This window comes from Actinoplanes sp. NPDC051494, assembly GCF_044454705.1.
GTDB lineage: Bacteria > Actinomycetota > Actinomycetes > Mycobacteriales > Micromonosporaceae > Actinoplanes.
Genome location: NZ_JBITDZ010000005.1, coordinates 1 through 20,348, shown reverse-complemented (window position 1 = coordinate 20,348; position 20,348 = coordinate 1). Strand labels below are relative to the sequence as shown.

Sequence of the window (20,348 nt, the reverse complement as noted above, 5' to 3'; positions counted from 1 at the left end):
GGGCGGCAGGCTTGTTACGAGGGGACGTCAGCTGCCGGCGCCCTGCCGGGTCTCGTGCCAGTGCAGGACGCGCCGTTCGAGAACGGTCACGCAGAGCAGCAGCAGCGAGCCCAGCAGTGCGAGGATGGCGATGGAAGCGTAGACAGCGGCCAGGCGGTTCATCGAGGAGGCGAGGCTGATAGCCGTACCGAGCCCCTCGGACGAGCCGGCGGCGGAAAGTTCGGCAACCACCGCACCCACCACGGAGAGTGGGAAGACGATGCGCAGTGCGGCGAACAGGTACGGCATCGCGTGCGGGATCCGGATGAACCAGAGGGTCTCGAGGCGCGACGCGTTCACGGTCTGGTAGACCTGCAGCACCGGTTGCGGCACCGTGCGCAGGCCCATCGACGTGTTGATCAGGATGGGGAAGAAGCAGATCAGCCCGGTCACGATGAGCTTGGGCGCCGGGCCGAAACCGAACGCGACGACCAGCGCGGGGGCGATGGCCACCAGCGGCGTGACGTTGAGGATCACCGCGACCGGCATGATCGCGCGCCGGGCGAGGGGGAACTCGCTGATCACGATGGCCAGCACGAACGCGGCGAGCAGCCCGAGCCCGAGACCGCCGAGCGCTTCCTTCAGCGTCACCCACGCGTTACGCAGGTAGTAGTCGGCGTCCTCGGACAGCGTCGAGCCGATGTCACCGAGCGGCGGGAGAAGGTACGGCATGGAGCGCGCGCCCCACGTCCACAGCGCCGCCAGCACGGTGAGCATGAGCACCAGCGGCAGCCACATCGACGGGCGCAGGAAGCCCAGGCTAGGGCGCCAGAGCGGCTTGCGCACCGGTGGGACTACGGTAAGTTCAGGTTCGGTCACGGTGGTGGGTTCCTCGGTCACGGTCATGCGGCGGCCCGTCACGCGGCGTTCGCGTGGAAAGCGCCACGGAGGCGGTCTCGGACGAGGTCCTCGTAGTGGTGGAACTCCGGCGTCTTGAGCAGCTCCGCCCCACGCGGCCGGGGCAGGTCCACCTGGATGACGTCGGTGATGCGTCCGGGCCGCGGTGCCATGACCACGATCGTGTCCGACAGGCGGACAGCCTCGGTGACCGAGTGCGTGATGAACAGGACCGTGGACTTCAGCTCGTCCCACAGGTCGAGCAGCTGCTCCTGCAGGCTCTCGCGGGTGAACTCGTCGAGCGCGGAGAACGGCTCGTCCATCAGCATCACCTCGGGGCGCAGCCCGAACGCGCGGACGATCGCCACGCGCTGCTGCATGCCGCCGGAGAGCTGGGACGGCAGCTTGTGCATGGCGTCCTGCAGGCCGGCCTTGCGCAGCAGCTCCTCCATCGAGGGGCCGGGCACCGCGGCGCGCTTGCGGCTCGCGGCCCGGTTGACCCGCAGCGGCAGCGTCACGTTCTTCAGCACCGACAGCCACGGCAGCAGCGCCGGCGCCTGCGGGACGAGCCCGAGCAGCTTGGCGGCGGCGGCGTCCTTGGGGCTGAGCCCGGAGACGGTCACCTCGCCCTGGTCGGGGCTCTCCAGCCCGGCGACCAGGCGCATGAGGGTGGATTTGCCGCAGCCGCTGGGCCCGATGACGCTGACGAAGCTGCCCGCGCGGATGGTCAGGTCCACGTTGTTCAGCGCGACCAGCTCAGCGCCGCCGCGAACCTGGTACACCCGTCTCGCGCCGGCGACCCGGATCGAGTCTCGAGCAGGAGCATGCATATGCGGTCTCCAGACATGGGGCTAACGTCAATGGAGCCGGAGAGCGTGCGAAGCGAATACGAGGATATGCGTCGCGAGACCCGAGCTGGAGAGAAAACTAGAGATGTCTTGATTCTGGCGCAAGTAAGCTCGGTTTCCGATTTGTAAACTACATCAGGTTCGCGACGGTTACTTTGCGTGAGCCTGTCAGATTTCCGCCCGGTGCGCCGACGTATGTCCCAGATGTGGGGGCTACCTCGGCGTAGTCACGCCCGAGTGCGACCGTGAGATAGCCGTTCCCGGCCCGCCGCCCGTGGCAGGGGTCGAAGGCCAGTGCGACCACCGCTCCCGAGCGGGGGACCAGCACCTCCACCCATGCGTGGGTGCCGCCCTGGCCGACCAGGTGACCCGAGACATATCGGGACGCAATGCCCAGGGCCCGGCACGCCGCGAGCATCACGTGGGCGAAGTCCTGGCACACGCCCCGGCCCGCCGCGAGGGCCTCGGCGGCGGTGGTCGAGACGTTCGTCACACCGTACTCATATGTCAGCGCAGCGTGAGTAAGCATGCACGCACGTTCGGCCATCTCCTCGCTGTCGCCGCCTGCACAGCGGTCGGCCAGCTCACGGATCGCCTGGTCGGCGGTGGTGAGGCGGGTCGGCCGGCGGAACCGGGGGTCGGCGGACGCGTCCGGCGGCAATATCGGCGGACCGTCACCGACGACCCGGTCCAATGTGGCCGTCAACCGGAACTCCACCGCCCGCTCGACCCACGCCGCGGACACCCGCACGACCGTGTTGCCGGCGGCGTCCACCCGGGACCGCCGCACGTGCTCGGCGCCGAGGACCTCGAGACGATGGGTACGCCGGTACAGGTCGCCGTGCCGGCGGCGCGGCACCACCACGAGCCGCTGGGCGAGCGAGGTCACCGGGGCGTCGTAGGAATACCGGAAACTCTGCTCGACGCGGAACTCGATGCGCTCCGCCGAGTCCAGGTCCATGCGGCAATGATCCGCCACCTCTGTTTCCCGCACGTGTCCGCGGTCGTCCTTACGGGTGACGTGGTGCCGCTGCGCCGCAGGTGGGGCACGCGCGGGGGTGTTCGGGGGATGCCGTCACGACGCCCGCAGGCGTATTCAAGGAGGTGACAGGCGGGCTGGGCGGACGGAGGCGGGGATCTCGGATGGGCGGGCGGCAGGCTTATGTCCAGGCGCAACAGGGCCCTCGGACCGCGGCGCGCATGCCCGCCGACGACACCGCGCGGGCCACCATGGACCGCGCCGTCGGCCTGCTCGCCGGGCGCACCCGCTGCCGGCTCTCCGACGCCTGGCGCCACCTGCTGCACATGGCGGCCGACCAGGACCGCGGCGTCGCCGACGTGGCCGGGGGCATCATCGCGCTGCTCGACACCGCCGATCCGGTCATGCCCGCGGACCCGGAGTTCTGGCTGCGCCCCGAAACCGGGCCGACCCTCACCGGGCCCGACCTCATGGAGCGCATCGCCGGCACCGAGCGGCTGGGCAACCTCGGCTGGGGCGAGTGGGACCTGGTCAGCGGCGAGGTCCGCTGGTCCGAGCAGATGTACCGGATCTACGAGCGCGACCCCGCGCTCGGCCCGCTGACCCTGCGGGAGTCGGCCGCCCTCGAGGTCTCCGCGGAGCTGCCGCTGCGGGCCGCCGCCGTCGACGCGTTCCAGCTCGGCGACCGGATCGACGTCACCACCCGGGTCCGGATCGGCGGCCGCGGCAAATACCTGCGCACGGTCGCCGACGCGGTCCGGGACGCCACCGGCACCCCGGTGCGCATCACCGGGATCGTGCAGGACGTGACCGCCCGCGAGCTCGGCGCCCAGCGGCTCGCCGAGGCCGAACGTCAGCTCGCCGAGCAGCGCCGCTCGCTGGCCGCCGAGCACGAGCTCGCCGCCCGCCTGCAGCAGATCATCCTGCCGGTCCCCGCCGAACCCCTGGACCTGCCCGGCCTCAAGGTCGCGGTGCGGTACCTGCCGGCCAGCCAGGAGGACCTCGTCGGCGGCGACTGGTACCACGCGGCGACGCTCGGCGACGGCTCCGTGCTGCTCGCGGTCGGCGACGTCGCCGGGCACGGCACCCAGGCCGCGACCACGATGGCCCAGCTGCGGTACTCATTGCGCGCCCTCGCGGTCACCACCGGCGACCCGGCCGCCCTGCTCGGGCACCTCAATCAGCTCATCTGCGACCTGGCCGGGGAGTCGCTGACCGCGGAGACCACGGCCACCGCGATCGTCGCCCGCTTCGACCCGTCCCGCCGCCGGCTCACCTGGGCCCAGGCCGGGCACCCGCCGCCGCTGCTGTCCCGCGACGGCCGCACCGCCCCGCTGCCCCGCCCGTCCGGCCCGATGCTCGGCGTCGTCGACCACGCCCGTTACGGGACCGCGGTCCTCGACCTCGCGGTCGGTGACCTGCTGCTCTGCTACACCGACGGTCTCGTCGAGCACCGCCGCGGCGGCCCGGACGACGGCCTGGCCTCGGTGATCCGGGCGGTCGACGAATCGGTCGCGGCGGCCCCCGGCCGGCCCCTCACCGAGCTGCTCAGCCGCCTGCGCCAGGCCAACCCGGCCGACGACACCTGCGTGCTGGCCGCCCGCCCGATCAGCGAGGAGACCCGCGACCTGCGCCGCTACCTCGGCCGCCGCTGAGGGATACTGCCCGATCGACCCACCCCGCCTGTTCACCCACCCCGCCTGGAGGTCGCCGTGCCCGCATCCACGAGGGGCGTACTGGTCACCGGCGCGTCGCGGGGGATCGGCCGGGCGGTCGCGGTGGCGTTCGCCGCGCTCGGTGACCGGGTGGCCGTGCACTACGGCTCGTCACGCGCGGACGCCGAGGAGACGCTGCGCCTGCTGCCGGGCGACGGTCATGCCCTGGTCGCCGGTGATCTCGCCGATCCGGCGGTGGCCCACGACGTGACCGGTGCCGCCCAGGAGGCGCTCGGCGGGATCGACGTCCTGGTCAACAACGCGGCCACCGCGCCCACCGCGGGCAACCGGCACGCGATCGCCGACGTCACGTACGCGGACTGGCAGCTCGCGTGGCGCCGGATGACCGACGTCAACCTGATCGGCGCCGCGAACGTCACGTACCTCGTGGCCCGGCACCTCATCGGCCGGGGCGCGGGCGGCAGCGTCGTCAACGTCGGGTCCCGGGGCGCGTTCCGCGGGGAGCCGGACTACCCCGCCTACGCGGCGACCAAGGCGGCGCTGCACGCGTTCGGCCAGTCGATGGCCGTCGCGCTCGCCCCGCACGGGATCTCGGTGACGTCGGTGGCACCCGGGTTCGTCGCGACCGAGCGGCAGAGCGCCAAGCTGGCCGGTCCGGTGGGGGACGCGCTGCGCGCCGAGAGCCCGTTCGGGCGGGTCGGCACGCCGCAGGAGATCGCCGCCGCGGTCGTGCACCTGGCCGCGCCCGGGGCCCGGTGGGCCTCGGGCACGATCCTGGACCTCAACGGGGCGTCGTACCTCAGGTGAGGGCGGCCGTGATGATCCGGCGCGCGCGATCGGGCTGGTCGCCGCCCATCGTCAGGGTGTTGACCGAGTAGACGACGCGCCGGGACAGGTCCCGGGTCGCGCCCATGCCGTTGTTGTAGCCGGGCCGGTCGCCGGACTTGCCCCAGATCACCAGGCCGCCGATCTCCAGGCGGTTCAGCCCGGCCGAGTACGCCGCCGGCGCGCCGTCGGGCATGGTCACCTCCGGGACGGTGAACATCTCGGCGAGCTGGGCCGCGGGCAGCAGCCGGCCGGAGAACAGCGCGACCATGAGCCGGTCCAGGTCGCCGGCGGTGGAGATGATCGACGCGGCCGACCACTGCAGCGTGGGGTTCGCCAGGCTCACGTCGCGCCGGCCCCGGTCGGTGGCCTCGTAACCGTGCGCGTGCGGGCCGGGGATCCGGATGTCGTCGCCGGGCACGCTGGTGCCGCTCAGCCGCAGCGGCCGGATGACGCGGCGGGTCACCTCGTCGGCCCAGGTGTGCCCGGTGACGTGCTCCACGACCAGCCCGGCGGCGATGTAGTCGGCGTTGCCGTAGCGCTGGAACGTGCCCGGCGCGAACGCCAGCGGCTCGGTGAGGTCCAGCTGGCTGCCGGGTGCCCAGTGGTCGTAGCGGTGCGCGAAGAACCACCGTGGCGTCTTGTGCGGCACGTCGACGCCGTTCAGGCCGCTGGTGAACGTGAGCAGGTTCCGTACGGTGACCGGGGCGTAGGAGGCGGGCAGCAGACCGGGCACGTACTGCTGCACGGTCCCGTCCAGGCTGAGCCGGCCCTCGGCGGCGAGCTGCAGGACCACGGTGGCGGTGAACACCTTGGTCATCGAGCCGATGCGGAAACGGCTGCCGGGTACGGGCGGGCGCGGATCGCGTACCGAGACCCGGCCGGAGGCCCCCGACCAGCTGCCGGCGGCGCCGCGGACCTGGACCAGCGCGGCGCTCGCCTCGGTGTCGGGCAGACCGGCGAGCGCCGCCCGCAACGCGGCCGGACGCAGCGGGGGAACGGGTGGGGGTGCGGCGTGGGCGGTCCCCGGGACGGCGGCGACGGCGAGGGCCACGGTGCTCAGGACGGCCGGCAGAAGTCTCATCCGCCGAGCCTCGCGTCCACAGTGGCCCCAGATCCTCCGGTAATTCCCCTGACTTGTCCCGGATCCGGCGGCATCATGGTCGCCATGTCCGACACCCCGAGGGTCTCCTGTGTCTTCGTCTGCCACGACGGTCAGGGCCGTGTCCTGCTGGCCCGGCGCTCCGCGGGTGCCCGCGACGAACCCGGGACGTGGGACAGCGGGGCCGGTGCGCTCGAGTTCGGGGAGAGCTTCGCGGACGCGGTCACCCGCGAGGTCGGTGAGGAGTACGGCGCGACCACGCTCGACCTGCGGATGGCCGGGGTCCGCAACGTGATCCGGCCCGCGTCGCACTGGGTCGCCCTGGTCTTCTGGGTACGGGTGGACCCGGCCGTCGTGGTCAACGGCGAGCCGCACAAGTTCGACGAACTCGGCTGGTTCCGCCCGGACGCGTTGCCGGCCCCGGCGCACTCCCAGCTCGCGGCCACGCTGGAGCTCGTCCTGGCCGGCTGAGCAACTTTTCCGCGGGGCGGTCCGTCATAGGGACCGAGATGACCACGACATCGATGTTCCGCCTCGCCGCCGCCGCTCTCGTTGCCACCACGCTGAGCGCGTGCGCCCCGGCACCCGTACCCGTCCCCGCTCGGGTCCTCGTGCCCCGGGCCGTTCCCGTCCCGCCCTCGGCGCGCCCCTCCGCCCCGGCACCGCCCGCGGAGATCAGCTTCCCGGCGTCCGGGGCGCGGCGCTGGACGGCCGCCGCCGCGCAGACCGGCCCGGCGGCCGGGACGACCGGGCGCACCCTGCGCTACCGGGTGCTCGTCGAACGTGACATCAAGGGCGTGCGGGCGGCGGCGTTCGCGAACGACGTGGCGGCCACCCTGGGCGACGGGCGCGGCTGGACCGCCGGCGGCCGGTGGCGCTTCCGCCGGGTGGCGCTGGACCGGCCGTACGACTTCACCGTCTATCTGGCCACCCCCGGCACCCGGGACCTGCTGTGCGCGGACGGGCCGGACGGGTACACGTCCTGCCGCAAGGGCGACAAGGTGGTGCTCAACGCCGCCCGCTGGGCGCGCGGCGTCCCCGGTTACGGTGCCGGCCTGGGCACGTACCGCCGGTACATGGTCAACCACGAGGTCGGCCACCGCCTGGGCCACGGCCACCAACGGTGCCCCGGCGCCGGTGAGCCCGCCCCGGTGATGCAACAGCAGACCCTCGGCCTGCACGGCTGCGAACCCAACGCCTGGCCGTACCCCGGCGGCAGCCTCTACCAGGGAGCCTCCGGGCAGTACGACGACCCGCTCCCGCCCGGATAGCGGTCCGTTAAGCTGCGCGGGATGGCAAGGACCTGGCCCCTGATGGCCGCCGCTCTCCTGCTGGCGGGATGCACCGCCGGCGACCCGGTGCCGCGACCGTCGCCCCCGCCGGCGGTGGTGCCGACCGGTGTGCCGACCGCCGATGCCGCCCCGCAGCGGCTCCCGTTCGGCGCGGAACCGCTCTGGAGCACGACGGACGGTAAACAGAACCGGGTCGAGCTGGCCGGCGACGCGCTGCTGACCTTCCGCGGCGACCGGCTGCGGGTCAGCGACGCGCGCACCGGGGCGATCCGCTGGTCGGTGAGCACCGGGGACCCCGCTCCCGGGGGCGGCACCTACTCCGCCCCGGGATCGGCGCGGGTCATCGGCGACCCGGCGAGGGACTGGAGCGTCGTCACCGCGTACCGCGACGGTGGTGAACGGGGTCTGATCGGCCTGTCCGGGGCCGGCGGCGACAAGCTCTGGCGGATCCCGGCCGGGCGGACCGGCGACCTGAGCCTCGGTCCCGCCACCAGCCGTACCGCGACGGCCGTGCTCACCACGGCCGGGCGCACCCGCACCGTCGCCTACGACCTCGACACCCGCGAACAGGCCTGGACCGCCGCCGGGGTGCGCCCCGCCGCGATCCAGGACGACCTGGTGCTCGTGGAACGCACCGGCGCGAAGGCGACGCTGATCGCGCTCGACCGCGAGACCGGCAAGGAGAGCTGGAGCCTGGCCGCCCGCTACCCGCGCAGCGCCCTGGCCTCCACGGCCGGCTCGACCCTGATCGTGGACCGTGGCGAGGGCGCCGCCGTCGTGGACACCCTGACCGGGCGGGAACTCACCACCTGGCCCGCCCGCCTCACCGACTGCGGCAGCAGCGCGACCATCCTCGCCTGCGCCGACACCGGCGCCGGCCCCCAGGACGACCAGGCCGTGACCATCACCACCGTCGACGACGCGGCGAGCGTCTCCACCGTCCCGGGCAGCACCGGATGCCGCCGGCTCCGCGTCTGGGAGGACCTCATGTACTGCTCCGGCCCGGACGGCACCGCCCGCGCCATCACCACGACCGGCGGCACCGCGGACCCCGGCCTGCCCGGCATCCCCGAGGCGATCGACGCCCGCTTCGCGGTCTTCTCCGACGGCACGACCCTGTCCGTGTACGCCATGAGCTGACCCGCCTCAGCCCGCCAGACACACTCCACCGGGCAGCAGCCCCACGAGGTCCCGCGGGCGCACCCCGACCGTGTACTGCACATAGGCGACCGCGCAGACGTCCCCGGCCAGCCGCACGCCGTAGACGACGGTCCCGTCCGGTGCCGGATCCCGCGCCCCTGCCAGCCGGACGACGGCCGGGGGATCCCCCGCGTCGATCAGCGCCTGCCGGACCACCGCGACATCGGCGGCCCCGGCATCGGGCCCCGGCCCGGTCAGCCCGGCCCGGTCGCACACGTTCGCCACCCGGCGCGCGCAGAACGCCTCGTGCACCGCGGTGTGCAGGCGCATCGCCTCGGCCCTGCCCAGCGCGTCCGGTCGCGGCGTCCGCCGGGCGGCGTCCAGCGCCTCCCGGTCACACAGCTGCCGCTGCCGCTCCTGCTGCTCCGGCGGCCCTCACATCCCGCAGACATAGCCGGTGGCCGGCTCCTGTTCCTTCGGCCAGGCGAAGCCGATCGCCCCGGCCGCCCCGACGCCGGCAACGGCCAGCCCGGCCAACCACCGGCGACCCGGTTCGCTGAAGACAGACACGGCGACCATGCTGCCCCCGCCCGGTTGCCGTCCGGTGGTCACCGGGGTGCGCCCCGGTTCACGGCGATCCGCCACCCCGGCGGTCCGGCATGATGGATCGTGGTTCCCTGCAGGTGCTGCTGGACGAGCCCATCCCCATGCCGCCTACTGGCACCGCTCCGCCGTAGAGGACCGCTGAGCCCGTTACCCGGCCGGTTGACGGACCGGGTGTCTGTACCCGTGGATACCACCTGGCAGAGAGTGGCGGACAGGGTGGCGAACGGCGAGTGCTGAGATGCCTGGTCCCAGGAACCCTCCACGCCTACCCCGTACCCGGGTCGTCCGGATTCTCGGTGGTGGCGTCGTTGTTTTCGGCTTCGGATCCCGGTGATCCTGTCGATTCCTCCGCCGTATCGGGGTTTCGCCGAGGCCGCGGAAGCCGGGGTGGCATGGGTGCCGGAACATATTGTGCCGTTATGAAGGCGCTGACGATCGCAACAAGGCTGGTGCCGGCGAGAATCGCCGCGACCCAGGCATACCCCAGCACCGCCAGAACGACGACTGTCATGAGCATCATCGACAGGGAGATCAAGCCCATGACCTGACCTTGGAGCACGAGCTTCTCGCGTCTTTCCTGTTCCGCCATCCAGACCCGCATGGCGTCCTTCGTCACCACCTCCTGAGGCACGAGGTCCTCGGTCCGCGGCAGGTTGCGAAGCTGGTCCCGGGCAGTCGTGTCCTGCTGCGACTGCGACTGCGACTGCGGCTCCGGAGGCTGCAGGCTCACCTCACGCACCCTCCTGATCGGTGGACTGCACCCGGGCGTCGGTGTCTCCGCCCTCCCTGGGCCGTCTGTCGTCCGAGCCGGCGTCCCATCGTGGACCTCGGTTCCGGAACATCTTCATCCGGGCGTCGGCCTGGCCGCGAGGTCGCGGTGCGTCGTCGTCGGGAAGGTGCCGTTCCGTCTCGGAGTAGCGGCTCACCGGTGCTCTGCGCGCCCGGGTCATCGTCGCGTTCATCCAGGTCGCCACCGTCATGATCTGGGGCCGGACGGTGAGTATCTTTTCGAGTTCGGGGAATTTGCCGGGATCGGTGACCAGCAGATTGTTCTTTCGCAGAAGCCGGCCGGTTGGATCAAATACGCTGAGAAAACCGAGCAGCCTCGGGCTGTGATATGTCCATGTCAGGCGCCGCGATGAAGGCATTGGCCTCCTAAAGCCGAGTTCTCACGAAATCGTTTGAAGATATCACCGTGCCGGGGCAATGGTATAGGTTTCACCGCGCCACCCTGATCCTTTCGATGACCCTCGCAGGTGATCATTTGTCTTCATTGTTGATGAAGCGGCGCAGGCTGATTGTCATGGTCCGACCGATCTGATCGTGCGACAGGTTTCGGTGTGCCGGTGGGTGAGCGTGCCGGGTGGCCACCCTCGGTCTGGCACGCTGGGCGGGGTGAGATCACCGATGCCCCGGCTGGACCGGGCCACCCGTGCGTTCTGGCGTGTCAAGGGCCGTCCTGTCGATCTTGCGGGGCGGGAGCGGTGGCTGGCCGCTCCCATGCATGACGGGCCGTTGGTCGGGGACGGGTGGCTGGCGGACGCGGCCGCGAGTTACGGCGGGACGGTGCGGGAGAGCGAGCCCGGGGCCGGGCTGCTGGCCGACATGGCGGCGCTGGACGGGCCGGGGTTCCGGGCCTCGGCGCTGCGGCCCGAGGTGCGGGCGTTCTACGAGCACACCTCCGGCTGGCGGATGGAGGCGTGGACGCAGTGGAACCCGGTGTTCCAGCCCGGTGGGGAGCTGATCTCGCGGTATTTCGGGCGGCGGGTGCAGCAGCTGGCCCTGCCGACCCGGCCGCTGGACGTGGCGCTCGGGATGGACAGCCGGGTGGCGACGATCGTGGACGCGGCGGGCCGGCAGCGGGCCGCCGGCTGGATGCGGACGCTGCGGTCGACCGGGGAGTACGTGTACAGCGGGTGTTACTCGACGCGGGTGCTGCCCGGGAGCCGGCAGCCGAGTGTGCACGTGGCCTTCCCGCTGCAGTCCGGGAACGTGCAGGTCTTCCTGCGGCCCACGGTGCTCGCCGGTGGGGCGCTGGGGCTGACCTCGCCCGCCGGGCCGTTCGGCCGGGACGGCGCGTACGTGGTCGTCGAGGAGAGCGGGCGCACCCATGCCGCGCGGGCGCCGATCCACGAGACGTTCCGGGTGTACGTCGACCCCGAGGGCGTCCTGCGTACCGATCATGTCCTGCGTCTGTGGTCGGCGACGGCGGTGCGCCTGCACTACAAGCTGACACCGGTCACCGGCGGGTGAAGCGTCCCGGGGCAGCCGCTCAGAGCAGGCCCGGGACGGCGGCCGCCCCCACCATGGTGAGCAGGCGGTGGATCTGCGGGCGGGCGCCCCGGGTGCGCAGGCGGCCGTGGGCGCTGCGGCCGGTGTCGACGATGAGCTCGCAGGTGGACGCGTCCGCGAACCGCAGGTCGGCCAGGTCGATGGTGACCGCCGGCGTCGTCGTGTCCTCGAGGAGATGGCCCAGCAGGGTGGCCAGCGAGTCCCGGTTGGACAGGTCGGCCTCACCGGACAGGCGCAGGCAGGCCGCGTTGCGGACCATGCGCAGCAGCGGCTCGCGGTCCGGCGGACGGGCGGTCACCGTGTACGGGTGGGCGCGCGCCACCCGCGTCAGCAGGTCCGCGCCGCAGCGCCGCCGGTCGTACAGGCAGACGGCCATCCCGTAGCCGTCCGCGAACACCCGGTTGAGCTGTTGCTCGAACCAGCCGATCCGGTCCGCGCCCGGGACCGCCCCCGCGGCCCAGCTCATGTCGCCCAGCGCGTGCAGGCCCGCGTACCCCTCGGCGCGCGCGTGCCGGACCGCCGCGTTCCACCGGGCGTGGGTCTGCCCGGCGTCGAACACGCCCCGGCTCAGGTAGGCCGCCGCCGACGTCATGACCTGCAACTGCCCGGCCCGCAACGCCGGCGCCACGTCGATGCCGTCCGCGGCGAGCCCGGCCACCGCGGCGTCGCGGTCCGGCCCGTCGGCGAAGTACACGACCCGGTGGTGGTCGCGCAGCCCGGCCCGGACATAGGCGCCGGTCACCTCGCGGCGGGCCCGGTCCGAGGCGTACGTCCAGCAGACGTGGTCACCGGGCTTCAGCCGGTCGACCAGGGAAGCTTCCATCACAGCCATCCGTTCGGCGAGCATCGGTCCCGGCCGACGGTACGGCCGCACCGGGCCGGTCGGTGCCCCTGACACCCGCCCGGCGTACCGGTGTCGCCCGCGCGCGGTAGGCCGGACGGCCATGCCGGCCTAGGCTGCGAGGATGCCGGACGCGATTTTCGCTCATCCCCGTCTTGCCGCGCTGTACGACACCTTCGACGGGGTGCGGGAGGACCTGGACGCGTATGTGGCCCTGGCCGGCGAGCTGGGTGCGGCCTCGGTGCTCGACGTCGGGTGCGGGACGGGGAGTCTGGCGGTGCTGCTCGCGCGCTCGGGACGTACCGTCATCGGGGTCGACCCGGCGGCTGCTTCCCTGGCGGTGGCCCGGGGGAAGGACCCTTCGATCACCTGGATCGAGGGGGACGCGACGACCCTGCCGCCGCTGCGGGTGGATCTGGCCACGATGACCGGGAACGTCGCTCAGGTCTTCCGCACCGACGACGACTGGGCCCGGACGCTGCTGGGCATCCGCGCGGCCCTGGTGCCGGGCGGCCATTTCGTCTTCGAGACCCGGCGCCCGGAGTTCCGCGCCTGGCAGGAGTGGGTGGCGGACACCGGGCCGGTCGTTCTCGACGTGCCCGGGGCCGGCCCGGTCGAGCAGCGCCGGGAGGTGACCGCGGTGGCTCTGCCGCTGGTCTCGTTCCGGTACACCTACCGGTTCCCGGACGGCACGAGCCTGACGTCGGACTCGACGCTGCGCTTCCGGGAGCGCGCCGAGCTGGAGTCCTCCCTGGTCGCCGCCGGTTTCCGGGTCCTCGACGTGCGCCCGGCCCCGGACCGCCCGGGGCGGGAGTTCGTGTTCGTCACCCAGCGGGGAATGTCTGGCTGATCGGCTGGTGGGCCCGGGCCGGGGGCCGTGCGAGATTGGCGCGATGCCGGATGAGCCACCGATCGACGAGGCGTTGCACGCGTACGCCGCCGGGCACGCCGACGGTGCCGCCGGGCGCCCCGATCCGGGGCGGGTGGTGGATCCGGCGACCGGGCCGGACTACCGGGTCGGTCTGGCCGACGGCAGCGTGACCGTGTTCCAGACCGAGCTGCTGAAGCAGGTACGCCGGCTGCTGGGTGACCCGCCCGCTTAAGGACACTGCGATCCCGGTCGAACGGGTGGGTATGAGCTGGGCGGATTTTGCCGAACCGGTGGTGGCCGGGCTGGCCGGGGTGCTCGGGGTGCTGGCCACCGAGCACGTGCTGCGAGCCCTGCGGCGCCGGGCCGGGGAGCGCGATTAGCGGGTCCGGAACAGGCCGTCCAGCATCAGGTCGACCGAGCGGTCCGCGGCCTCGTCGCCGACGCCCTGGAGCATGGTGACCAGGAGCATGACGTCGTGCGGGACGAGGTCGTCGCGGACGAGACCGCGCGCCTGGTCGCGGCGCATCGGGCCGGCCAGGGCCGCCGTCAGCTGGTCCTGGTAGCGCCGCAGGGTGACCGGGTCGAGCCGCTGGGCGAGGACCACCAGCGGTCGCATCATGATCTGGCGGCGCAGCACCTCGTGCAGCAGGACCCGGAACGGGGTGGTCGCCGCGCAGCGTTCCAGCTCGCGCAGGTGGTGGTCGATGACGGCGGCGGCCAGCGCGTACCGGTCGGGGAAATGGCGGTACAGCGTGGCCTGGCCGATCCCGGCCCGCCGGGCCACCTCGGGCATCAGGGCGATCTGCCCGGTGCCGGTCAGGACCGCGCTCGCGGCCTCGACGATGGCCGCGCGGTTGCGCCGGGCGTCGCTCCGGCGGGCGGTCGGGGCACCGTAGAGCACGAATACTGACGTTACCGGCCGGTAACGAGAATGTCATCATCTTCAATTTATCGGTACGCGCTCCTACGCTGCCGCGCATGGCCTCCCGTCGCGCTCTGATCTGCTTGTTCACCGCCCTGATCCTCACCCTCGTGGCGGGTCCGCCACCGGCCTCGGCGGCCGCGGCGACCACCGGTCCGCGCTTCGTCGACATCACCTCCGCCGGGGTGGTGCTGAAGGCCAACGTCGTCGCCCCGGCCGCCCCGGGCCGCTACCCGGCCGCGATCCTGCCGTCCAGCTGGGGACTCAACGACGTGGAATACGTCGCCCAGGCCAGGGCACTGGCCGCCCGCGGGTACGTCGTCGTCTCCTACACGCCGCGTGGCTGGTGGCTCTCCGGCGGCCAGATCGACACCGCCGGCCCGGCTGACCTGGCCGACCTGTCCACGGTCATCGACTGGACGATCGCCAACACGGACGCCGACCCGGCGCGGATCGGGGCGGCCGGGGTCTCGTACGGGGCGGGGATCAGTCTTCTCGGGGCCGGCGCCGACCCCCGGATCAAAGCCGTCGCGGTGCTCAGCGGCTGGAGCGACCTCGGCTACTCGCTGTACGGCGACGCGACCCGGCACCGCCAGGCCGCCGACCTGCTGGGCATCGCCGCGCAGGCGGTCGGCCACCCGGGCGCGGACCTGACCGGCAAGCTCGCCGACTTCGCCGCGAACCGCAACATCGACCAGGTCCTCGCCTGGTCACGGCAGCGCTCGGCGGCCACGTACGTCGACGCGATCAACGCCAACCAGCCCGCCGTGCTCATCGCGAACGCGTGGGGCGACTCGTTCTTCCCGCCGAACCAGCTCGTCGACTTCTTCGGCCGGCTCACCGGGCCCAAGCGCCTCGAACTGCGCCCCGGCGACCACGCGATCGCCGAGCTCACCGGTCTGATCGGGCTGAGCAACGAGGTGTGGAGCAGCATGTACCGCTGGTTCGATGAGTACCTCGCGGGCACCGGTGGCCCGGCCGGGCCCGCCGTCCAGATCGAACCGCTCAACGCCGCCGCCGAGCAGTACCCGGACTGGGCCGCGCTGACCACGACCACCCGCCGCTACGGCCTGGGCGCGATCCGGGCGCTCGACGGCACCGGCCTGCTCGGCGGCGCGGCGAGCAGCGGCTGGAGCAAGGCGCTGCCCACCGACCGCGACACCGTGGCCAACGGGGGAGTGGTGCTGCTGACCAACGGCGCCGCGGCGTTCACCGGTCAGCGCCCCTGGGTCTGGTTGCCCGCCGTCGACCGCTCCCGCGCCGGGGTCTGGGCCGCCGAGCGGCCCGCGACCGTCCAGCGCCTGCGCGGCATCCCGAGACTGCACCTCGACCTGACCGGCACGGCGGCCACCGGCACCCTGATCGCGTACCTCTACGACCTGGACCTCGTGGGGAACGCCTCGCTGATCACGCACGCGCCGGTGTCCTGGACCGGCACGACGACCGGTGACCGGACACTGGAGGTGAACCTGCAGGCGACCGCGTACGACCTGCCGGCCGGCCACTCGCTGACCCTGGTGACCGACACCGTCGACCCGCTGTACTACGAGGAGAACGCCCCGAACCGTACGGTCACCGTCACCGGCGGCTCCTACCTGGACGTTCCCCTCCACTAGGATCCTAGGACGCTTCAGGCGGGGTGGGCCGCAGCACCGACAACGCCTCCACCACCTGGCCCAGGGGATCGGCGCCGAGCGGGCGCAGCACGACGGTCGCGGCCCCGGCCGCCGCCAGCTCGGCCACCCGGCCGGGGGCGGTGGCGGCCGGGCCGACCAGTGTGAACAGCTCCGACGGGGGCACACCGAGCCAGGCGGCGTGGCCGGTGAGCACCTCGGTCACCGCCGCGGTGGGCTCGTCGGTGACGTTCAGGAACGAGAAGACGATGAGCTCGTGGCCCGGCCGGTCACCGGCGGCGGCGCCGGTGCCGATGAGCGCGCGGGCCGCGGCGATACGGGCCGGGCCGGTGCCCTCGACGATGATCGTGCCGTCCGCCACCCGGCCGGACAGCTCCAGCGAGCGCGGCCCGACGACGCCCGCGACCAGCGGCACCGGCGCGGCCGGCGGGTGGACCAGGGTGAGCCCGTCGACGGTCACCGCGCGGCCGTGCAGCGTGACCCCGGACCCCGCGAGCAGTCCCCGGACCGCGTCGAAACTCTCCTCGAGCAGGGCCAGTTTGGTGGCGCTCTCCGCGCCGACCTTGCGCATCCAGTCGGGTACGCCGTGCCCGAGCCCGGCCACGAGCCGGCCCGGGTGCACCCGCTCGAGGGTGGCCAGTTCCATCGCGAGCAGCGCGGGATTGCGCAGCGGCACCGGCGCGATGCCGATCCCGACCCGGATCCGGTGGGTGGCGGCGAGCGCGAACGCCGCCGCACTGATCGACCCGGCCCAGCCGAGGTCCTCGACGACCCACAGGTCGTCGGCCCCGGCCTGTTCGACGGCACGGGCGAAAGCGGGCAGGCCCTCGGGCGGAAGGTCACGGTCATACAGCACACCGATGCGTACGGACATCGTGCGACTGTATCGGCGCGTGCCGTCAGGCGGGGTGGGGAACCGGTTCGCCGGGCTCGACGCGGGCGGCGGTGGCTCTCGCGCGTGCGGAGGTGGTGAGCACGCCGAGGGTGAGGATGATCAGCCCGGCGGCGAAGATCAGCCACCAGGCCGGGTGGGAGGCCTCGGCGAAACGGGCCGCGGTGGCGGTGCCCAGGCCGGTGGCGACGATCGCGCCGATCACCGCCACGCCCAGCGAGCTGCCGACCTGCCGGCTGGTGGAGGCGATCGCCGCCGCGACGCCGGCCTGGGCGCGGGGCAGCCCGGACACCGCGGTGTTGGTGATGGGGGCGTTGACCATGCCGAAGCCGAAACCGAACAGGACGTAGCTGACCGCGAGCACCGCGACCGGGGTGGTGGCGGTGAGCCGGCTCAGCGGCAGCATGGCCAGCGCGATCGCCGAGCCGGCCAGGATCAGCGGGAGGCGGGGGCCGCGGCTGCCGACGATGCGCCCGGAGAGCGGGGCGACGACGGCGGTGGTGAGCGCCATCGGCAGCGTGTACAGGCCGGCGTGCAGCGCGGACAGCCCGCGGGCGTCCTGCAGGTACAGCGCGTTGAGGAACAGGAAACCGCCGAGGCCGCCGAACGCGAGGACCGCGATGAGCGCGGCGCCGGTGAACGGCACGCTGCGGAAGACGTTCAGGTCGAGCAGGGGCTGCGCACGGCGTTTCTCGTACGGGACGAGCACCGCGAGCGCCACCGCCCCGGCGACGAAGCAGCCGAGGATCTCCGGCGAGGTCCACCCGGCGGCCGGGCCCTCGATGATGCCGAACGTCACGGTGGCGAGCAGGAGCAGCACCAGCGCCTGCCCGGCCGGGTCGAAGCGGCGCGGCCGGGGGGCACGCGACTCGGGGACGAACAGGGCGGCCAGCACGATGGCGGCGACGCCGACCGGGATGTTGACCCAGAAGATGGAGCGCCAGCCGAGGCTCTCGACGAGGACGCCGCCGAGCAGCGGGCCCATGGCCATGCTGAGGCCGACGACCGCACCCCAGACGCCGATGGCGCGGGCGCGCTCGCGGGGTTCGGTGAACGTGTTCGTGATGATGGACATGGCGACCGGGTTGAGCATGGACCCGCCGACGGCCTGCACCGCCCGGAACGCGATGAGCCAGCCGAGGCCGGGTGCGACGCTGCACAGCAGGGAGCCGAGCGTGAACAGGGCGAGCCCGGTCTGGAAGACCCGCCGGCGCCCGATCCGGTCGGCGGTGGAGCCGGCGAGCATCAGCAGGCTGGCCAGCACGAGGGAGTAGGCGTCGATGACCCACTGCAGGCCGGACACCGGGGCGTCGAGCTCGTCGCGCAGCGAGGGCAGCGCGATGTTCACGATGGTGATGTCGAGCCCGACGATGAACAGGCTCATGCAGCAGATCGCGAGGACCAGCATCCGGCGGCGGGGGGTCAACGGTGGAGCCATGCCGTCTTTCTACCGCCAAGAAAGCTGCAGTATGCAGGATCTCGGCAGGTAGCTGCGTCACACCGGTAAACCGGTGGCGGGCGGCGGCGCGGTGGCCGTACGGTGATCGCATGAATGTCAGGTCTGTGACGACGACGCCGGGATGTCCCGGCGAGGTTTCGCGCTGACCTGATCCACGCGTCGAAACGGCCCCGGGCGGATGTCCGGGGCCGTTTCCGCGTGTCCTGGGGTGTCCGCCGGGCCCGCACCCCAGGAGGAAATCCATGTCCGCCGACCACCGCAGACTCGGCCGCGAGCTCGACATCTTCGACTCCGACCCGCTGATCGGCGCCGGCCTGCCGTTCTGGTTGCCGGCCGGCGCCGCCGCCCGCTACGAGGTGGAGACCTATCTGCACGAACTGGAGCGCCGGGCCGGCTACCGGCACGTGTACTCGCCGGTGCTCGGCAAACGGCAGATGTACGAGCTGTCCGGGCACTGGAGCCATTTCGCCGGCGACATGTTCGCGCCGATGGCCATGGGCGACGAGCAGCTCGTGCTGCGGCCCAGCATGTGCCCGCATCACGCGCTGATCTTCAAGGCGCGCCAGCGGTCGTACCGTGATCTGCCGTTGCGGATCGCCGAGCTGGGCCCGATGTACCGCGCCGAGCGGTCCGGGGTGCTCGGCGGCCTGGCCCGGGTGCGGTCGATCTCGCTCAACGACGGGCACACCTTCTGCGCGCCGGAGCAGATCGGGCAGGAGGTCGGCGACGTGCTGGCGCTGATGGCCCGGGCACATGCCGCGCTCGGGCTGCGGGTGTCGTCCTACCGGCTGTCGCTGCGCGGTGCGAAGGGCGAGTACGCCGGCGACGACGCGTCGTGGGACCGCGCGGCCCGGCTGCTGCGCGACGCGCTCGACCGGGCCGGGGCCGATTACGAGGAGGCCGCGGACGAGGCGGCGTTCTACGGGCCGAAGATCGACGTGCAGATCGTCGACCCGGCCGGCCGCGAGTCCACCCTGTCGACCGTCCAGATCGACTTCCACCAGCCGGAGCGGTTCGACCTGTCGTACCGGGACGCCTCCGGCGGGCCGGCGCGGCCGGTGATGGTGCACCGCAGCCTGGTCGGCTCCATGGAACGGCTGTTCGCGGCGCTGCTCGAGGTGCACGACGGGGCGTTCCCGGTCTGGTACTCGCCGGTGCAGCTCAGCGTCCTGCCGGTCGGCACCGGGCAGGGTCCGGCCGCCGGCGCGGTGGTCCGGGAGGCGGTCGGTGCCGGGCTGCGGGCCGAGGCCGATCACGAGGGGTCGCTCGGCGCGCGGATCCGGGACTCGGTCCGGCGGCGGATCCCGTACGCGGCGGTGACCGGTCCCCGGGAGGCCGCCGCCGGCCTGGTCGCGCTGCGGCAGCGCGACGGACGTCAGCTGCCCGCGATGCCCGTCGACGCAGGCCGTCGCGCTGATCCGGCAGGAGGCGGACGCCCACCGGTGACCGGCACGGGTATGTCGCAGCCCCGGGAGGTACCCAGCACGGGGCGGCGACATACCCACTTCGGTATGTGATCTAGTTCGGGCCGGTAGACGCTGCAACCGATTGCCGAACCTGGTCTTATTAGCGGATGAAAATCTGGCCGGGGAACCCCTACCCGCTCGGCGCCACCTATGACGGCGGCGGCACGAACTTCGCGCTCTTCTCCGAGATCGCCGACCGCGTCGAGCTGTGCCTGTTCGACGACGACGGCACCGAGACCCGGGTGGACCTGCCCGAACGCGAAGCCCTGGTCTGGCACGGCTACCTGCCCCGGGTCGTGCCGGGACAGCGGTACGGCTACCGCGTGCACGGCCCCTACGACCCGGCGAACGGGCTGCGGTCCAACCCGTCGAAGCTGCTGCTCGACCCGTACGCCAAGGCGATCGAGGGGCACAACGAGTGGGGCAACGCGCTCTTCTCGTACGACTTCAACGATCCCTCCCAGCGCAACGACGAGGACTCGGCGCCGTTCGCGATGCGCTCGGTCGTGGTGAACCCGTGGTTCGACTGGGGCAACGACCGGCCGCTGCGGGTGCCGTGGCACCAGACGGTGATCTACGAGGCGCACGTCAAGGGCATGACCGCGCGCCACGCGAAGGTCCCCGAGG

The 20,348-nt window shown here is 72.8% G+C and carries 22 protein-coding genes and 1 pseudogene; 11 read left to right on the top strand and 12 right to left on the bottom strand.

The window, feature by feature from the left end; translation table 11 throughout:
• Positions 1–27 precede the first annotated feature (27 nt).
• The 3 genes from ACIA6A_RS19190 to ACIA6A_RS19180 all read right to left on the bottom strand — a co-directional run bounded on the left by ACIA6A_RS19190 (position 28) and on the right by ACIA6A_RS19180 (position 2,685).
• Positions 28–825 carry an ABC transporter permease gene (locus ACIA6A_RS19190; RefSeq protein ID WP_396099041.1) on the bottom strand — a complete coding sequence of 266 codons (798 nt, stop codon included), beginning with the start codon at positions 823–825 and terminating at the stop codon, positions 28–30.
• Positions 826–896: 71 nt separating this feature from the next.
• Positions 897–1,706, bottom strand: coding sequence for an ABC transporter ATP-binding protein (locus ACIA6A_RS19185; RefSeq protein WP_396099039.1), 810 nt, complete (start codon positions 1,704–1,706; stop codon positions 897–899).
• Positions 1,707–1,854: 148 nt separating this feature from the next.
• Complete coding sequence (locus tag ACIA6A_RS19180; RefSeq protein WP_396099038.1) at positions 1,855–2,685, bottom strand: transglutaminase domain-containing protein; 831 nt, start codon at positions 2,683–2,685, stop codon at positions 1,855–1,857.
• A 239-nt stretch (positions 2,686–2,924) separates the two neighbouring features.
• Here ACIA6A_RS19180 and ACIA6A_RS19175 point away from each other — a divergent pair, with 239 nt between their 5' ends.
• Complete coding sequence (locus tag ACIA6A_RS19175) at positions 2,925–4,358, top strand: SpoIIE family protein phosphatase (RefSeq protein ID WP_396099037.1); 1,434 nt, start codon at positions 2,925–2,927, stop codon at positions 4,356–4,358.
• A 57-nt stretch (positions 4,359–4,415) separates the two neighbouring features.
• The gene (locus ACIA6A_RS19170; protein WP_396099036.1) at positions 4,416–5,186 is read left to right on the top strand and encodes an SDR family NAD(P)-dependent oxidoreductase; all 771 of its coding nucleotides are present in this window, start codon (positions 4,416–4,418) and stop codon (positions 5,184–5,186) included.
• Here ACIA6A_RS19170 and ACIA6A_RS19165 read toward each other — a convergent pair.
• Positions 5,179–6,288: a serine hydrolase domain-containing protein gene (locus ACIA6A_RS19165; protein ID WP_396099035.1), complete on the bottom strand. Its 1,110-nt coding sequence runs from the start codon at positions 6,286–6,288 to the stop codon at positions 5,179–5,181. The two genes, ACIA6A_RS19170 and ACIA6A_RS19165, sit on opposite strands and share 8 nt — an antisense overlap.
• An 84-nt stretch (positions 6,289–6,372) precedes the next feature.
• Between ACIA6A_RS19165 and ACIA6A_RS19160 the strand changes: the two genes are divergently transcribed.
• The 3 genes from ACIA6A_RS19160 to ACIA6A_RS19150 are packed head-to-tail and all read left to right on the top strand — an operon-like array spanning position 6,373 to position 8,738.
• Entirely contained in the window at positions 6,373–6,777 is a 405-nt protein-coding gene (locus ACIA6A_RS19160; protein WP_396099033.1) for an NUDIX domain-containing protein, read from the top strand.
• A 38-nt stretch (positions 6,778–6,815) separates the two neighbouring features.
• Positions 6,816–7,577, top strand: coding sequence for a DUF3152 domain-containing protein (locus tag ACIA6A_RS19155; RefSeq protein ID WP_396099032.1), 762 nt, complete (start codon positions 6,816–6,818; stop codon positions 7,575–7,577).
• A 21-nt stretch (positions 7,578–7,598) separates the two neighbouring features.
• Positions 7,599–8,738 carry a PQQ-binding-like beta-propeller repeat protein gene (locus ACIA6A_RS19150; RefSeq protein WP_396099031.1) on the top strand — a complete coding sequence of 380 codons (1,140 nt, stop codon included), beginning with the start codon at positions 7,599–7,601 and terminating at the stop codon, positions 8,736–8,738.
• A gap of 6 nt (positions 8,739–8,744) precedes the next feature.
• Here the strand turns inward: ACIA6A_RS19150 and ACIA6A_RS19145 are convergent, their stop codons facing one another.
• The 4 genes from ACIA6A_RS19145 to ACIA6A_RS19130 all read right to left on the bottom strand — a co-directional run bounded on the left by ACIA6A_RS19145 (position 8,745) and on the right by ACIA6A_RS19130 (position 10,492).
• Positions 8,745–9,068 carry a hypothetical protein gene (locus ACIA6A_RS19145; protein WP_396099030.1) on the bottom strand — a complete coding sequence of 108 codons (324 nt, stop codon included), beginning with the start codon at positions 9,066–9,068 and terminating at the stop codon, positions 8,745–8,747.
• A gap of 105 nt (positions 9,069–9,173) precedes the next feature.
• Positions 9,174–9,308 (bottom strand): hypothetical protein, encoded by a 135-nt coding sequence (locus ACIA6A_RS19140; protein ID WP_396099029.1) that lies wholly within the window; start codon positions 9,306–9,308, stop codon positions 9,174–9,176.
• A 301-nt stretch (positions 9,309–9,609) separates the two neighbouring features.
• Positions 9,610–10,074 (bottom strand): hypothetical protein, encoded by a 465-nt coding sequence (locus ACIA6A_RS19135; RefSeq protein ID WP_396099028.1) that lies wholly within the window; start codon positions 10,072–10,074, stop codon positions 9,610–9,612.
• A gap of 1 nt (position 10,075) precedes the next feature.
• Positions 10,076–10,492, bottom strand: a complete 417-nt coding sequence (locus ACIA6A_RS19130; RefSeq protein WP_396099027.1) for a hypothetical protein — start codon at positions 10,490–10,492, stop codon at positions 10,076–10,078.
• A 247-nt stretch (positions 10,493–10,739) separates the two neighbouring features.
• Here ACIA6A_RS19130 and ACIA6A_RS19125 point away from each other — a divergent pair, with 247 nt between their 5' ends.
• A complete protein-coding gene (locus ACIA6A_RS19125; protein WP_396099026.1) occupies positions 10,740–11,597 on the top strand; it encodes a hypothetical protein in 858 nt (285 codons plus the stop codon).
• 19 nt (positions 11,598–11,616) lie between these two features.
• On the opposite strand, the gene ACIA6A_RS19120 is transcribed toward ACIA6A_RS19125, so the two are convergent.
• On the bottom strand, positions 11,617–12,459 hold the full coding sequence (locus ACIA6A_RS19120; protein ID WP_396099025.1) for an MEDS domain-containing protein: 843 nt from the start codon (positions 12,457–12,459) through the stop codon (positions 11,617–11,619).
• A 142-nt stretch (positions 12,460–12,601) separates the two neighbouring features.
• Here ACIA6A_RS19120 and ACIA6A_RS19115 point away from each other — a divergent pair, with 142 nt between their 5' ends.
• On the top strand, positions 12,602–13,327 hold the full coding sequence (locus tag ACIA6A_RS19115) for a class I SAM-dependent methyltransferase (RefSeq protein ID WP_396099024.1): 726 nt from the start codon (positions 12,602–12,604) through the stop codon (positions 13,325–13,327).
• A 43-nt stretch (positions 13,328–13,370) separates the two neighbouring features.
• Positions 13,371–13,580 (top strand): hypothetical protein, encoded by a 210-nt coding sequence (locus ACIA6A_RS19110; RefSeq protein WP_396099023.1) that lies wholly within the window; start codon positions 13,371–13,373, stop codon positions 13,578–13,580.
• Between the two features lie 144 nt (positions 13,581–13,724).
• Here the strand turns inward: ACIA6A_RS19110 and ACIA6A_RS19105 are convergent, their stop codons facing one another.
• Entirely contained in the window at positions 13,725–14,249 is a 525-nt protein-coding gene (locus ACIA6A_RS19105; protein ID WP_396099022.1) for a TetR/AcrR family transcriptional regulator, read from the bottom strand.
• Between the two features lie 77 nt (positions 14,250–14,326).
• On the opposite strand from ACIA6A_RS19105, the gene ACIA6A_RS19100 reads away from it, so the two are divergent.
• Positions 14,327–15,886: a CocE/NonD family hydrolase gene (locus ACIA6A_RS19100; RefSeq protein ID WP_396099021.1), complete on the top strand. Its 1,560-nt coding sequence runs from the start codon at positions 14,327–14,329 to the stop codon at positions 15,884–15,886.
• A gap of 4 nt (positions 15,887–15,890) precedes the next feature.
• Here ACIA6A_RS19100 and ACIA6A_RS19095 read toward each other — a convergent pair whose 3' ends face one another.
• Positions 15,891–16,778 (bottom strand): LLM class flavin-dependent oxidoreductase, encoded by an 888-nt coding sequence (locus tag ACIA6A_RS19095; protein WP_396099020.1) that lies wholly within the window; start codon positions 16,776–16,778, stop codon positions 15,891–15,893.
• A gap of 25 nt (positions 16,779–16,803) precedes the next feature.
• Positions 16,804–18,234 carry an MFS transporter gene (locus ACIA6A_RS19090; protein WP_396099019.1) on the bottom strand — a complete coding sequence of 477 codons (1,431 nt, stop codon included), beginning with the start codon at positions 18,232–18,234 and terminating at the stop codon, positions 16,804–16,806.
• A gap of 263 nt (positions 18,235–18,497) precedes the next feature.
• Between ACIA6A_RS19090 and thrS the strand changes: the two genes are divergently transcribed.
• Positions 18,498–19,772, top strand: coding sequence for a threonine--tRNA ligase (gene thrS, locus ACIA6A_RS19085; protein ID WP_396099018.1), 1,275 nt, complete (start codon positions 18,498–18,500; stop codon positions 19,770–19,772).
• A gap of 56 nt (positions 19,773–19,828) precedes the next feature.
• Positions 19,829–20,348: pseudogene (locus ACIA6A_RS19080) on the top strand (glycogen debranching enzyme); the annotation flags it as partial.